Below are 14,029 nucleotides of genomic sequence, written 5' to 3' on the forward strand. Positions count from 1 at the left end.
CGAGAACCCGCCTGATCCCGCCGGGAACCCGCCTAGATCTCCACGTGGCCGCCGCTGCGCCAGTAGACGTTGCCCTCCCGGGACAGCAGCTCCTCGTCCACCAGGTAGCGGCGCAGTGCCGCGTAGTCGTCGTGGAAGGCCCGCAGCGCCACGTTCACGTCCTTCTCCGCGTACCGCACGCCAGGCTCGAAGACCCCCGCGATGTAGTGCAGCACGACCAGCCGCTTGTCCCGCCGGATCGCCGTGGTCGTCAGCCGCCCGTCCACCAGGAAGGTGCGCAGCACCCGCTCCTCGGCGCTCAGCTCCTCGGCCGGTTCGGCGTGCGCCCGCAGCAGGTCGCGGAAGCGTTCTGGGGAGGCACGCCAGGTGCCGTTCTCGTCGCGTTCGGCCAGGCCGCCGCTGGCCAGCTTGTGCAGACACTTGGGGGAGAGCCCGTCGGTGGCTCCGAGCACCAGGGAGGCGAACGTCTTGAGCGTGTCGTCCTGGTAGAGGAGTCCGAGAACGCGCCTGATGTCTTCGTCGTTCACTCGTACCATTTTGTCCCATGATCACAGCACTGGTGCTCGCAGCCGCCGTCGCCGTCCCGAACAACTTCCTTCTGTACGAGAAGGCCGCCGCCAAGAAGGACGCCAACCCCGAGACGAGCTGGTCGGCCGGCGGAAGGCGAACGGCCCCGCTCGTCGTCAACCCGTGCCAGAAGGCCGGGTTAGGCCAGCGCGGCCGGACCTCGGCCAGGACGCTCATCTACACGGCGGTGCCCGACTACGCCAAGTCGGAGCAGGTCGTCCTCTACCGGTCCGCGGCCGCCGCGGGCAAGGCCCTGCGTGACCTGCGGGCGGCGGTGAAGTCCTGCGGCACCTCCGGCTACCGCTACTCCTCGGCATCGATCGCCCTCGGCGACACCGGGCTGTCGGTCACCGGGCAGGCGTACCAGGGCGGGAAGCCGGCCATCGGCGGCGAGCGGGCGATCGTGACCCGGCGCGCCAACGCCCTGATCCTCTACACCGTGTCCGGCGAGTGGAGCAAACCGGCCAAGGCCGACTTCAGGCAGCAGACGAAGGACACCAGGCGCATGCTCGCCAAGATCTGCGCCATCGCCGGATGCTGACGCCCGCGCCGGTGACGACGCCGGCGGACGAACTGAAATCGGGGCCGGTGACGAGGCCGGCGGACGTGCCGGTGGCGGGGCCGGTGACGAGGGAATGTCTCGATCTTGAGACATGGTCATGACACGACCTCGACGTTCGGCGAAGGAGAATCAATCGACAGGCCTGTGCCGGAGCGCCCTTGCCAGTCCGTTCCGGCACAGGGCTTGTCGTCTCTTCTCACCAGGTCGCCCTACAGGCGGTTGAGCCCCTGGACGTGCAGCACCGCGCGGCCCTCCTCGTCGGAGGCGGCCAGGTCGACCTGGGCGTCGATGCCCCAGTCGCCGTCACCGGCCGGATCCTTGACCGTCTGGCGCACCTTCCAGAGACCGCTCTCCTCCTCGATGCGCAGCAGCGCGGGCCCGCGCGCGTCGGCGTCGGTGTGGATCTCCTCGTGCTCGTCGTAGTAGGCGTCCAGCGCCGCGCCCCAGTCGACGTCGGGGGCGAGCTCCTCCAGCTCGGCCTCCTTCTCCAGCGCGCACAGCTCGACCAGCCGGAACATGGCGTTGCGCACCAGCACGCGGAAGGCCCGCGGGTTGGCGGTGACCGGGCGTACCTTGGCCTCCAGCTGCTGGTGCTCCTCCAGCGCCGTGGCCGGGTTGGTGAGCTTCTCCCACTCGTCGATCAGCGAGGAGTCGACCTGGCGGACCAGCTCGCCGAGCCACTCGATCAGGTCGACCAGGTCGTCGGTCTTGAGGTGCTCGGGCACCGTGCGCGACAGCGTGCGGTAGGCGTCGGCCAGGTAGCGCAGCACCGTGCCCTCGGAGCGCGCCAGCTCGTAGAACTGGATGTACTCGCCGAACGTCATCGCCCGCTCGTACATGTCGCGGATCACGGACTTCGGGCTGACCGTGTAGTCGCCCACCCACGGGTGGCCGCGCCGGTAGGTCTCGTACGCTCCGAGCAGCAGGTCGTCGAGCGGCATCGGGTACATGACCTCGGCGAGCTGCTCCATGCGCTCTTCGTACTCGATCCCGTCGGCCTTCATCTGCGCGACGGCCTCGCCCCTGGCCTTCTTCAGCTGGGCGGACAGGATCTGGCGCGGGTCGTCGAGGATGGACTCCACGATCGAGACCATGTCGAGCGCGTAGGCCGGCGACTCGCGGTCGAGCAGGTCGAACGCGGCCAGCGCGAACGTCGACAGCGCCTGGTTGAGCGCGAAGTCCTCCTGCAGCTCGATCGTCAGCCGGGCCCGCCGGCCCTGCTCGTCCGGCTCGGCGAACTGCTCGACGATGCCGCCGGCCAGCAGCGAACGGTAGATGGCGATGGCCTGGCTGATGTGCCGGCGCTGCCACTTGCGGTCCTCGTGGTTGTCGGTCAGCAGGTGCTTCATCGCCTGGAAGCAGTCGCCCGGCCGGTTGATCACCGCGAGCAGCATGGCGTTGCTGACCTTGAACCGGGAGTTGAGCGGCTCCGGCTCGGCCTCCTGGAGTTTGGTGAAGGTGTCCTCGCTCCAGCCGACGAAGCCCTCCGGCGGCTTCTTGCGGGCGTAGCCGCGCCGCCGCTTGGGATCGTCGCCGATCTTGGCCAGCGCCTTGGCGTTCTCGATGTCGTGCTCGGGGGCCTGGCAGGCGACGTAGCCGATGGTGTCGAAGCCCGCCCGGCCCGCGCGGCCGGCGATCTGGTGGAACTCGCGGGCCCGCAGCCGCCGCACCTTGTTGCCGTCGTACTTGGACAGGGCCGTGAACAGCACCGTCCTGATCGGCACGTTGACGCCGACGCCCAGCGTGTCGGTGCCGCAGATGACCTTCAGCAGCCCGGCCTGGGCCAGCCGCTCGACCAGGCGCCGGTATTTCGGCAGCATGCCCGCGTGGTGCACGCCGATGCCGTGCTTGACCAGCCGCGACAGCGCCCGGCCGAAGCGGGTGGTGAAGCGGAAGCCGCCGATCATGGCGGCGATGGCCTCCTTCTCGGCCTTGGTCGCCATGTTGATCGACATCAGCGCCTGGGCCCGCTCCATCGCCGCGGCCTGGGTGAAGTGGACGACGTAGACCGGCGCCTGACCGGTCGAGAGCATCTCCTCCAGCGTCTCGTGCAGCGGGGTCATCCGGTAGGAGTAGATCAGCGGCACCGGCCGCTCGGCGTGCTTGACCACCGACGTCGGCCGCCCGGTGCGCCTGGTCAGGTCGCGCTCGAACATGGACACGTCGCCGAGCGTGGCCGACATCAGCACGAACTGGACGTTCGGCAGCTCCAGCAGCGGCACCTGCCAGGCCCAGCCCCGGTCCGGCTCGGCGTAGAAGTGGAACTCGTCCATGACGACCTGGCCGATGTCGGCCGCCGCCCCGTCGCGCAGCGCCACGTTGGCCAGGATCTCGGCCGTGCAGCAGATGATCGGCGCGCCCGGGTTGACGCTGGCGTCGCCGGTCATCATGCCGACGTTCTCAGTGCCGAAGATGGCGCACAGGTCGAAGAACTTCTCCGACACCAGCGCCTTGATCGGCGCGGTGTAGAAGGTACGCATGTCGCGCGTCAGCGCGGTGAAGTGGGCGCCCGCGGCGACCAGCGACTTGCCCGAGCCCGTCGGCGTGGCCAGGATCAGGTTGCTGCCGGAGACCACCTCGATGAGGGCCTCTTCCTGGGCGGGATAGAGCGTGAGCCCCCGCTCGGCGTTCCAGGCGACGAACGCGTCGAAGATGGCGTCCGGATCGGCGTCGATGTCGTCGGGCAGGCGGTCAAGGAGAAGGCTCACACACCTATCCTGCCGAAGTTTGCCGGGTGGTCGAACCGGTCACGCCCAACTCGGTCGGGCGACCTCGCCGCCGGCGCCGATATCCGGCCGTCCGGGGCGCGCCCGCGAGTCACCGCCCGCAGTCGTCCGGGGCGCGCCCGCGAGCCACCGCCCGCAGTCGTCAGGTGCGTGCGCGGGGCACGGTCAGCAGCAGCCCGCCGAGGAGCGCGAAGACCGCCAGGAACGGGCCGCCGCCGGGAGCGAAGCCGCCCACGGTCAGCGTGAGCACCCCCGCGCCGACCAGCCCGGCCGCCGTGAGCGTGCCGCGCCAGCCGGCCGTGCCGAACGGCAGCGCGGGCGGCGTCTCGAACCTGGCGAACCCCTTCAGCAGCGGCCACAGCACCAGGCAGAGCAGCCCGAACCAGATCGGCCAGCCGAGGAACCACAGCACGCTGCCCGGCCGCGGCGTGTCCACGCCCAGCAGCACCACCACGACCCCGGTCACCGTGAACAGGGCCGGCATGTGCCACAGGTACACCGTCATGATCCGCGGGCTCGCCCAGTCCAGCAGGCGGGCCGGCGCCAGCCGTACCAGCGCGGGACGCAGCAGCGTGGCCAGGCCGATCTGCCCGAGGCCGACGGCGAGCATGGCCAGCGTGGGCGGGGCCATGTTGGACACCTCCGCGCCCGGCAGGCCGATCATGCTGCCCGGGTAGGGGCCCTGGGCCACCAGCAGCGCCGCCGCCCCGAAGCCGCCCGCGGCCAGCAGCCACGGGTGCCGCAGCCGGCCGCCGGCGTAGAAGAAGCCCAGCTGGTGCACGGCCAGCCAGACGAACACCACGTTCACGTAACCCAGGGCGTCCACCCCGGACGAGAAGCGCACCACGTCCGTCAGCACCGCCCCGGCCGACAGGACGACGGGGACACGCCAGCCGTACCGCTCGTGCAGCCGCAGCGCGTACGGCGTGACCGTCACGGCGATCAGGTACACGGCCAGGAACCACAGCAGCTGCCCCGTCAGCTGCGCGCCCACCCCGAGCGGCTGCGCCGGCACGCCCCAGCTGAGCAGCACGTGCGGCAGCGGGATCCACACCGCGGCCAGCGGCAGCAGCGGCCAGGCCAGCCGGCGCAGCCGGACCGCCAGCCACAGCGGCGCGGGCTTGGCCGAGCGGCCGAAGCTGATCGCGTTCGCCGCACCGCCCGCGAAGAACACCAGCGGCATCACCTGGCTGATCCAGGTCACCACCCACACCCCGGGGGTCGACAACGCGTTGCCCGTCGTCAGCCGGCCGTCCTCGTACGTCAGCACCGGGATCGTCCAGTGCTGCAGCACGATGAGCGCCATCCCGGCCACCCGCAGCAGGTCGATGAAGGGATCGCGGCCCGCCGGGCGCGCGTCCGCCGGGCCGCGCGGCCTCGCGGGCGCGGCAGTGGGGCGGTCCAGCAGGGCGGTCATGGGGAGCCTCGATTCCTGGGGGAGCGGATGGCTCAAGGCTCCCGCCCAGGAGGCTCGCGCACATTGCCGTGAGCCGCCGTCCTGGGGTCGAGATCACACCACCGGGCCGGGTAGGGCTGGCCCTACCCCCATACACCGGCGCACCCGCTCGTCCGCGAAGCCGCCGCGACATACGGTGGTGGCCATGCGCTCACTGACGAGGCGTGTCCTTCTCGACACCCGCTACACGCTGGTCGGTTTCCCGACCACTCTCATCGGCTTCGTGCTCATGATCGCGGGATTCGCGGCAGGGGTGGGCACGGCGGTCGTGTGGATCGGCGTGCCGCTGCTGGCCGGCACGCTGATGGTGGCGCGGGGCTTCGCCGACGCCGAGCGCGGCTGGCTCTCCGACGTGCTGCGCAGGCCGCCCGTACGGCCGCGCTACAAGCCGGCGCCGCCCGGCGCGGGCCGTTTCCGCCGCCTCATCAACCCGCTGACCAGCGGGCAGTCCTGGCTCGACCTGCTGCACGGCATACTCAACCTGCCGTTCGCGATCATCGCGTTCGTGCTCACCGTGGTGTTCTGGGCGATTCCCGTCGCCGGGCTCACCTATCCCCTGTACGGGCTCGTCACCTCGCGCATCCCCGGCAACACCGAGCTACCGGAGCTGCTCGGACTGGGCGACTCCTACGGCGTCAACGTGCTCTTCTACGTCTCGATCGGCCTGGTCTTCACGCTGCTCATGCCGTTCGTGGTCCGCGGCGCCGCGCTGCTGCGCTCCGGCCTCGGCCGGGCCCTGCTGACCGGTGTGGCCGAGCTGCAGGAGCGCATCGACGACCTGGCCCAGGGCCGCGCCGCCGCCGTCTCCGCCGAGGCCAACGCGCTGCGCAAGCTGGAGCGCGACATCCACGACGGGCCGCAGCAGCGGCTGGTGTCGCTGGCCATGGAGCTGTCCAGGGCGCAGCGGCAGCTGGCCAAGGACCCCGACGCCGCGCGGGCCACGCTCACCGCCGCGATCGGCGCCACCCGCGAGACGCTCGACGAGCTGCGCGCCCTCTCGCGCGGCATCGCCCCGCCGATCCTGTCCGACCGCGGCCTCGCGCCCGCGCTGGCCGCCCTGGCGGGCCGCTGCACGGTCCCCGTCGACCTCGACGTGCAGACCGTCGAGCGCTACCAGGCCGCGGTGGAGAACGCCGTCTACTTCGTCTGCGCCGAGACCCTGACCAACGTGGCCAAGCACAGCCGCGCCACCGTCTGCACGATCCAGCTCGTCCGCATCGGTGACGTCCTCATGCTGACGATCGGGGATGATGGGGTCGGCGGCGCGCACGTCGCCAAGGGACATGGGCTCGCCGGGCTCGCCGACCGGCTCCGCGCCGTCGACGGGGAGCTGACCGTGCAGTCGCCCGACGGCGGGCCCACGATGATCGTGGCGGAGGTGCCGTGCGGGTAGTCGTGGCCGATGACGCGGTTCTGATCAGGGAGGGCCTGGTCAGGTTGCTGGAGGAGTTCGGCTGCGAGGTGGTGGCCACGGTCGGTGACGGTGACGCGCTCGTCGCCGCGGTGGCCGAGCACAAACCGGACGTCTCAGTGGTGGACGTACGCATGCCGCCGTCGTTCACCGACGAGGGGCTCAAGGCGGCGGTCGAGGCCCGGCGCCGGGTGCCGGGCACGCCGGTGCTGATCCTCTCGCAGTACGTCGAGGTCTCCTATGCCGACGACCTGCTGGCCGACGCCCGTGGCGCGGTCGGCTACCTGCTGAAGGACCGGGTCGTCGACGTGGAGGAGTTCCTGGAGGGGCTGCGGCGGGTGGCCGCCGGCGGAACCGTCTTCGATCCTCAGGTGGTGTCGCAGTTGATGGTGCGCAGGCGCAAGGACGACCCGCTGGCCGAGCTCACGCCGCGCGAGCGCGAGGTGCTCGGCCTGATGGCCGAGGGGAAGTCGAATCCGGCCATCGGGCGGCAGCTCGTGATCAGCGACGGGGCCGTGGAGAAGCACATCAGAAGCATCTTCAGCAAGCTCGGCCTCTACGCGGAGGACAGTGACCAGCATCGCCGGGTGCTCGCCGTCCTGACCTACCTGCGTTCGTGATCACGTTCCCGGCCGCCCTGACCTGACGTTCACGTGACCTCCCGGCTGGCCCGCCGGTCGAGCGGGGCGGCTCCGCCCGCCGGTCCCTCCTGGCCAGTGAGAGGGTCGCTGGCCGGTCCGCGCGCCGCTACGCGCGGACCTGGCCGCTCGGGGGGGTCTACCCGAGCGCGTCGACCAGCTTCTTGCGCTGCTGGGCGCCCAGGCCGCCGAGGCGGCGCTTCTCGTCGACGCCCGCCTCCTCCATCAGCGCGGTGGCCTTGGCCGGACCGACGCCCTTGACGGCGCGGAGCGCCTGCGACACCTTGATCTTCTTCGCGATGTCGTCGTCGCGCTCGAGCAGCTGAGCGAACGTCAGCTCGCCGGCCTTGACCTTCGCCAGCAGCGCCGTGCGCGCGGCACGGGCCTCGGCTGCCTTGGCCAGAGCGGCTTGACGCTGCTCGGGGGTGAGGGTGGGAAGTGCCATCTCTGTTCTCTCCTCGGGGAGTTGAGCGTTCGGGTTCTGTTACCCGTGGTGCAGTGGCTAATCATGGCGGATACCAGCGGTTCGTGTTGCGGAAAGTGCGTGGTCAGCGTCCGGACCACGCTGATGCGCCCGCTTCCGCGCACGCCACGTCCTGCGCGATCGTGCCTCCGCTGACCCCTATGCCACCGACCACGCGTTCCGTCTCACCGTAGCCCGACCAGAGCGGCAGGCCGCCGCCGAAGCAGACGAAACCCGCTCCGGCCAGGCCCGCGAGCTCGCCGTCCGCCGCGGTCAGCGCGGGCAGCTCGGAGGTGGGCCTGCGCAGGGCCACCGAGGTGTACGCCTTGCCCCGCGCGAGGACAGGACCGGAGATCTCCGCACCGTCCATACGCTGGAAGGACACCAGATTTCCGCCGTCGTCCACGATCGCCACGGAGATCCGGGCGCCCTCGCGGTACGCCTGCTTGACGGCTGCCTCCGTCATGCGGAGCGCGAGTTCGAGATTCACGCGGTTCGCCCCTCGGATCATGATTCTTTCGCGCCTTGGCCCTCCCCATGCGTACCCGGGCCGGCCGGGCCCGTGCAAGATCGCCTACGCGGGTGCGGAGGTGTTGAGTCACAGGGGCTTATGCCGGGCCAGGGTGGAATACGTCACACTTTGTCGGTCGGGCGTGTCGCGAGCCTGGTCAGGGTGGTTTTTCCGCCAGAGTTCGAGCCCCTCGGGTGTGAGGAAGTGGTCGAAGACCGACTCCATCGCGCCCAGGAGCGAGCCGCGCCAGCCGAGGGCCGAGCCCTCGATCCGCGGCGGCCGGTCGCGGCGGATCGCCATCAGGCCGGGCTCACAGGCCGCCATGAGGGCCTGCCCGGCCCGCTGCAGCAGTTCCACGCCGTGGCCCGACAGTGTCACCACCTCCGGGTCGTGCGCGTTCACCAGGGCCGCCACACCGCGTCCCAGGGCCCTGGCGTTGGCCTCCACCGCCTCCCCGTTCGTCGCCAGCACCCGCTCGGCCTGCTCGCGTCCCCTGCCGCCGCCGTGGGCCAGGCCGACGTCGCGCAGCAGGGCGTTGGCGCCGACGTCCATGCCCCAGCAGCCGGTGGCGCCGCAGGGGCAGGGACGGTCGCCGCCGGAGAGCGGCATGTGGCCGAACTCGGCGCCGGCGCCGCTCGCCCCGGGGACCGGCCGGCCGTCCACGATCAGCACGCCGCCCAGGTCGAAGTCCACGTGCAGGTGCAGGCCCACCCGGACGTCACGCAGGTGGCCGCGCCGCGCCTCGGCCAGCGCGGCGAGGACGGTGTCGTTGCCGATGACGGGCGTACCGGGCAGGGGCTCGCCGGGCCGGGGCTCGCCGGGCCGGGCGCCGGTTTCGCCGGGCTCGAAGGCGGGCGCGCCGGGCTGGGCGGCGGGCCCGTCGGGCAGGTTCAGGAGGGCAGGGACGTCGACCGAGCGCCAGCCCAGGTGGGCGATGTCCACCAGGCCGCCGTGGCGGATCGGGCCGGCCAGGGCGACGCCGACACCCACGACCCGGTGGCCGAGCCGCCGCCGGTGCGCCGCCACGGCCTCGCCCAGCGGCCCGAGCGTGCCCTGCGGCGTGCCGTCGTGCGGGCGCACGTCCAGCACCGTGACCCGGCCGCCGAGCTCGCACGCCGCCAGCTCCCAGGCGTCCTCGCGCACGTCGGCGGCCAGCGCCACCGGGCCGTGCGGATGCGGCCCGGGCACCTGCGTCGGCCGGCCCCGCGCGTGGCCGGGGGCCGGCTCCTCGTGCAGCAGCCCGGCCTCGGCCAGGCCGGCCACCAGCACCGAGGCCGTGCCCCTGGCCAGCCGCAGATCGCGGGTGAGCTGGGATCTGGTGCGCACGGCACCGGAGTCGTGCACGGCGCGCAGCAGCCTGACCCGGTTGTGCGCGCGAAGCTCGCCACTCGTTGTAGCTCCATTCACGGGAACAGTTTATGCTCTAGCCGTGAACAAAAGCCTCACTGACGCAAAACGGGCTCGTGTCGGAGTTTTCGGATTCTTCTTTCTCGCTGGTCTTGTCATGGGTCTGTGGGCGGCCGGGCTGCCGTCGCTGAACGACCGGCTCGACCTCGGCCCCGCCCGGCTCGGCAGCGTCCTGCTGCTGATCTCCGGCGGGGCGCTGGTGTCGATGCTGGTGGCCGGGCCGCTGGTGGACCGGTGGTCGAGCCGGCGGGTGTGCTGGTTCGGCGGGCCCTTCTCCGGCCTGGTGCTGCTCGGGCCGGCGCTGGCGTCCTCGTACTGGCAGCTGGCGGTACTGGCCGTGCTCTTCGGCATGGGGCTCGGCGTGACCGAGGTCGGCATGAACGCCCATTCCGTCGAGGTCGAACGGATCTACCGGCGGCCGATCATCTCCGCCTTCCACGGCACCTGGAGCCTCGGCGGGGCCGCCGGCGGCGGGATCACCTCCCTCGTGCTCAAGGCCGGGCTGGACGCGCAGTGGCTGCTGATCGTGGCGGCGATCGTGGTGCCGTTCCTGTACCTGCCGGCCGCGCGGCTGCTGCTCCCCGGCACGGCGGGGGACGGCTCCGCCTCAGAGTCCTCCGGCTCGCCGGGTGCGCCGGGCGAGTCGCTGCGCTGGGGGCTGATCGCCCTGCTCGGGCTGGCCGCGTTCGCCGGGCACCTGAGCGAGGGGGCGGCCATCGACTGGGCCGCGCTGCACGCCCGCTGGGTGCTGGAGACCGATCCGGTCATGGCGCCGCTGGCGTACACGATCTTCTCCGTCGCCATGACGACCGTGCGGCTGCTGGGCGACCCGATCAGGGCCAGGCTCGGCTCCGTGCGGACCATCCAGCTCGCCGGCCTCTTCGCCACCGCCGGGTACGTCCTCGTGCTCGTCTCGCCGCTGACCGGGGCGGCCGTACGGGTCGCGTGCGCCTGGACCGGGTGGGCGCTGGTCGGCGTCGGGCTGGCCACGGTGGTGCCGGTGCTGTTCAGCGCGGTCGGCGCGGCCGGCGGCCGGGTCGGCCGGGCCCTGGCCATGGTGACGGCGTTCGGGTACAGCGGGCTGCTGCTGGGGCCGGCCGTGCTCGGGTTCGTGGCCGAGTCGACGTCGCTGCCGGTGGCCCTGTTCATCCCCGCGGTGCTCGCGGCGGTGGTGACACTCACCGGCTCCCCGGCCATCCGCGCCCTGCTCCGCCTCTCGACGTCCCCCGCCCAGGACGCCGCTCCCGAAGCGGCGGCCGGCCCGGCGGGGGAGCGAGGACACGAGCCGGAACCGGAACCCGCCCGCGACTGATCCGTTTCCGTCACGGCCGGTTCGGTTGCGGCCGGTCGTGACGGGACTTGTGCCGATGGCCGCTGACCTGGTGTTATGTGATCGTGACTTGACCTGCAAGTTACATCCAGGTTTCATGTCCTCCACGCGGTAAACGTTTACAGACGGATGGCCGTAAACGTTTACTCACGATGGAAGGACAGCCTTGGCCGACGGACCCACGATCAACACGATCGCCGAGCGCGCCGGTGTCTCGATCGCCTCCGTATCGCGGGTCCTCAACGGCCTGCCGACCAGGCAGGAGACCGTGCGCAAGGTGATGGCCGCCGCGGACGAGCTCGGTTACGTGCGCAACGCCGTGGCCAGATCCCTCAAGTCACGCCGCACCCACCAGGTCGCCTTCGCCATGGCCGACGTCGGCAACCCCGCCTACCTGGCCATGCTGCGCCAGATCCAGCCGGTGCTGAAGGCCGCCGGATACCGGCTCGTGCTGCACTCGACCGACGCGGTGGTGGAGGACGAGATCGCCGTGCTGCACAGCCTGGGCGAGCGCTACGTGGACGGGCTGATCATGGTCCCGCTGCGGGTCACCGACGCCCATCTGCAGATGCTGGCCGCGGCCAGGGCCCCCGTCGTGATCATCGGCTCGGTGCCCGAGGGCACCCCCGTCGACAACGTACGGGCCGACTCGCGCACCGGCGTCAGGCTGGCGCTCGACCACCTCCACGCGCTCGGCCGCCGCCGCATCGCCCTGGTCAACGGCCCGCTCGACACCGTGCCCGGCGCCGCCCGCGGTGCCGCGTACCGGGAGGCGCTGGGAGACCTCGGCCTGCCCTACGACGAGGACCTCGTCCGCATCGGCGACTTCTACCGCACCGACGGTGCCCGCGCGGTGGCCGGACTGCTCGCCGCCAGGCCCGACATCGACGCGCTGATGTGCGCCAACGACCTGATCGCGCTCGGCGCGCTCGACGTGCTGCGCGCCTTGGGCCGGCGGGTGCCCCAGGACGTGGCCGTGGTCGGCATGGACGACACCGACCTCGCCGCCGCCTCGTGGCCGTCGCTGACGAGCGTCTCGCTCGGGTCCGCGGAACGCGGCAAGGCCGCCGCCGAACTGCTGCTCGAACGGCTCCAGGGCGGCGAGCGCGAGCCCCGGCTGGTCACCGTGCCGCCCCGCCTCGCGGTCCGGGCCTCCACGGCCGGCCCGGCGTACGCGGGCGGAAAGTACGCCGAAGGAAAGTACGCGGACGGGCAGGAGGACGGCGCGTGACGGCCACCGAGACGAGAGCGGCGCCGCCCCGGCGGTCGCGGGCCAGACGCCGCGGGCCCTCGCGCAAGACGCGGGAGATGTGGCTGCTGATGCTGCCGGCGATGGTGCCGGTGCTGCTGTTCAGCATGGGCCCGCTGCTGTACGGCATCGGCCTGGCCTTCACCGACGCCCGCAACACCCGCGTCCACCAGACCGAGTTCGTCGGCCTGGAGAACTTCACCGCGCTGCTGGCCGACGACGAGTTCTGGTCCTCGTTCCGGATCGGCGCGATCTGGTCCGTCTCCGTGACCGTGCTGCAGTTCGTCGCCGCGCTCGGCCTGGCGCTGCTGCTCAACGAGAAGCTGCGCGGCCGGGCCGTGGCCCGGGTGCTGTCGGTGGTGCCGTGGGCGATGCCGCCGGTGGTCATCGGCCTGATGTGGAAGCTCGTCTACCACCCCGACGCGGGCATACTGAACGACCTGCTCGGCACGCACGTCAACTGGCTGGCCGACTTCTCGCTCGCCCTGCCCGCGATCATCGTGGTGGGCGTCTGGGCGGGCATGCCGCAGACCACGGTCGTGCTGCTCGCGGGCCTGCAGAACGTGCCCAAGGAGCTCTACGAGGCCGGTGAGATGGACGGCGCGGGCTCCTGGCGGCGCTTCTGGAGCATCACGCTGCCGCAGCTCAGGCCGGTCATCGTGGCGATCACCTCGCTCGACTTCGTGTGGAACATCAACCAGTTCGGCCTGGTCTACGTGCTCACGCAGGGCGGGCCGGGAGGGCGCACGCGGCTGCCGATGCTGTTCGCGTACGAGGAGGCGTTCCGCTACCGCATGGCCGGTTACGCCTCGATGCTCGGCCTCGCCATGGCGATCGTCGTGCTCGCGGTGCTCGGGCTGTACCTGTGGCGGCAGATGAGGGAGGCCAGGTGAAACGCGTTTCACAGTACGTGGCGCTGGTCGCGTACGTCGTCTTCCTGGCGTTCCCGCTGCTGTGGCTGCTGTCCACGGCGCTGAAGACGCCCCAGGAGATGGCACTGACGGAGCCGACGTGGATCCCGCGCGAGCCCACGCTGGCCAACTTCACCGACGCGTTCGGGGAGCAGGACCTGGTCGGGGCGGCGGCGCGGAGCCTGGTGGTGGCGCTGTTCGCCAGCGTGATCACCGTGGTGATCTCGCTGCCCGCCTCCTACGCCATGGCCCGCTACCGGGGGCTGGTGAACAAGATCGCGATCGGGTGGGTGCTGGTCAGCCAGGTGTTCCCGTTCATTCTGATCATCATCCCGCTCTTCATGATCCTGCGGGACCTGGACCTGGTGAACACGCTGCCCGGCCTGGTGGTGGTGCACGTGACGTTCACGCTGCCGTTCGCGCTGTGGATGTTGCAGGGGTACGTCCGCGCCGTGCCGCCCGAGCTGGAGGAGGCCGCGTCGGTGGACGGCGCGAGCCGCTTGCGCTCGATCGTCAGCGTGGTCGCCCCGCTGCTCGCGCCGGGTGTGGTGGCGACCCTGCTGTTCTCGTTCATCTCGTCCTGGAACGAGTTCATGTTCGCCCTCGTGATCTTGCAGGACCCCGACGTCATGACGCTCCCGCTCACGCTGGTGAGGTTCACCGGCCCCGAGGGCGTGGCCAGGCTCGGGCCGCTGGCCGCGGCGTCGCTCATGGCGACGATCCCCAGCCTGATCTTCTTCGCAATCATCCAGCGGCGACTGAAGTCCGGCCTGATGGCCGGCGCCGTCAAGGGCTAGG

General features: G+C 71.5%; 13 protein-coding genes. 7 read left to right on the forward strand and 6 right to left on the reverse strand.

What is annotated here, in order from left to right; all coding sequences use genetic code 11:
* Positions 1–32: 32 nt before the first annotated feature.
* Positions 33–527, reverse strand: coding sequence for a DUF2087 domain-containing protein (locus tag OIE67_RS10885; protein WP_407674835.1), 495 nt, complete (start codon positions 525–527; stop codon positions 33–35).
* A 17-nt stretch (positions 528–544) separates the two neighbouring features.
* On the opposite strand from OIE67_RS10885, the gene OIE67_RS10890 reads away from it, so the two are divergent.
* Positions 545–1,108, forward strand: a complete 564-nt coding sequence (locus OIE67_RS10890; RefSeq protein WP_326639122.1) for a hypothetical protein — start codon at positions 545–547, stop codon at positions 1,106–1,108.
* A 230-nt stretch (positions 1,109–1,338) separates the two neighbouring features.
* On the opposite strand, the gene OIE67_RS10895 is transcribed toward OIE67_RS10890, so the two are convergent.
* Positions 1,339–3,837 carry a DEAD/DEAH box helicase gene (locus tag OIE67_RS10895; protein ID WP_326639123.1) on the reverse strand — a complete coding sequence of 833 codons (2,499 nt, stop codon included), beginning with the start codon at positions 3,835–3,837 and terminating at the stop codon, positions 1,339–1,341.
* Between the two features lie 160 nt (positions 3,838–3,997).
* A complete protein-coding gene (locus OIE67_RS10900) occupies positions 3,998–5,272 on the reverse strand; it encodes an acyltransferase family protein (protein WP_326639125.1) in 1,275 nt (424 codons plus the stop codon).
* Between the two features lie 184 nt (positions 5,273–5,456).
* Here OIE67_RS10900 and OIE67_RS10905 point away from each other — a divergent pair, with 184 nt between their 5' ends.
* Positions 5,457–6,704 (forward strand): sensor histidine kinase, encoded by a 1,248-nt coding sequence (locus tag OIE67_RS10905; protein WP_326639127.1) that lies wholly within the window; start codon positions 5,457–5,459, stop codon positions 6,702–6,704.
* Positions 6,695–7,342, forward strand: coding sequence for a response regulator transcription factor (locus OIE67_RS10910; protein ID WP_106249608.1), 648 nt, complete (start codon positions 6,695–6,697; stop codon positions 7,340–7,342). The genes OIE67_RS10905 and OIE67_RS10910 overlap by 10 nt, the downstream gene beginning before the upstream one ends.
* Positions 7,343–7,499: 157 nt before the next feature.
* On the opposite strand, the gene mihF is transcribed toward OIE67_RS10910, so the two are convergent.
* The 3 genes from mihF to OIE67_RS10925 all read right to left on the reverse strand — a co-directional run bounded on the left by mihF (position 7,500) and on the right by OIE67_RS10925 (position 9,741).
* The gene (gene mihF, locus OIE67_RS10915; protein WP_043641121.1) at positions 7,500–7,805 is read right to left on the reverse strand and encodes an integration host factor, actinobacterial type; all 306 of its coding nucleotides are present in this window, start codon (positions 7,803–7,805) and stop codon (positions 7,500–7,502) included.
* 103 nt (positions 7,806–7,908) lie between these two features.
* A complete protein-coding gene (locus OIE67_RS10920; protein WP_326639145.1) occupies positions 7,909–8,313 on the reverse strand; it encodes a GlcG/HbpS family heme-binding protein in 405 nt (134 codons plus the stop codon).
* Positions 8,314–8,421: 108 nt separating this feature from the next.
* On the reverse strand, positions 8,422–9,741 hold the full coding sequence (locus OIE67_RS10925; protein ID WP_326639147.1) for an ROK family transcriptional regulator: 1,320 nt from the start codon (positions 9,739–9,741) through the stop codon (positions 8,422–8,424).
* 22 nt (positions 9,742–9,763) lie between these two features.
* Between OIE67_RS10925 and OIE67_RS10930 the strand changes: the two genes are divergently transcribed.
* The 4 genes from OIE67_RS10930 to OIE67_RS10945 all read left to right on the forward strand — a co-directional run bounded on the left by OIE67_RS10930 (position 9,764) and on the right by OIE67_RS10945 (position 14,028).
* Positions 9,764–11,053, forward strand: coding sequence for an MFS transporter (locus tag OIE67_RS10930; protein WP_326639149.1), 1,290 nt, complete (start codon positions 9,764–9,766; stop codon positions 11,051–11,053).
* A gap of 184 nt (positions 11,054–11,237) precedes the next feature.
* Positions 11,238–12,302 carry a LacI family DNA-binding transcriptional regulator gene (locus OIE67_RS10935; RefSeq protein WP_326639151.1) on the forward strand — a complete coding sequence of 355 codons (1,065 nt, stop codon included), beginning with the start codon at positions 11,238–11,240 and terminating at the stop codon, positions 12,300–12,302.
* Positions 12,299–13,213, forward strand: a complete 915-nt coding sequence (locus OIE67_RS10940; RefSeq protein WP_219912307.1) for a carbohydrate ABC transporter permease — start codon at positions 12,299–12,301, stop codon at positions 13,211–13,213. The genes OIE67_RS10935 and OIE67_RS10940 overlap by 4 nt, the downstream gene beginning before the upstream one ends.
* Positions 13,210–14,028: a carbohydrate ABC transporter permease gene (locus OIE67_RS10945; protein ID WP_106249599.1), complete on the forward strand. Its 819-nt coding sequence runs from the start codon at positions 13,210–13,212 to the stop codon at positions 14,026–14,028. The genes OIE67_RS10940 and OIE67_RS10945 overlap by 4 nt, the downstream gene beginning before the upstream one ends.
* Position 14,029: the final 1 nt, after the last annotated feature.

The organism is Nonomuraea fuscirosea (assembly GCF_035917475.1).
Classification (GTDB): domain Bacteria; phylum Actinomycetota; class Actinomycetes; order Streptosporangiales; family Streptosporangiaceae; genus Nonomuraea; species Nonomuraea fuscirosea.

Coding starts and splice junctions, on each gene's coding strand:
- OIE67_RS10890 (WP_326639122.1), top strand. CDS start 545: ATGATCACAGCACTGGTGCTCGCAGCCGCCGTCGCCGTCCCGAACAAC.
- OIE67_RS10900 (WP_326639125.1), bottom strand. CDS start 5,272: ATGACCGCCCTGCTGGACCGCCCCACTGCCGCGCCCGCGAGGCCGCGC.
- OIE67_RS10905 (WP_326639127.1), top strand. CDS start 5,457: ATGCGCTCACTGACGAGGCGTGTCCTTCTCGACACCCGCTACACGCTG.
- mihF (WP_043641121.1), bottom strand. CDS start 7,805: ATGGCACTTCCCACCCTCACCCCCGAGCAGCGTCAAGCCGCTCTGGCC.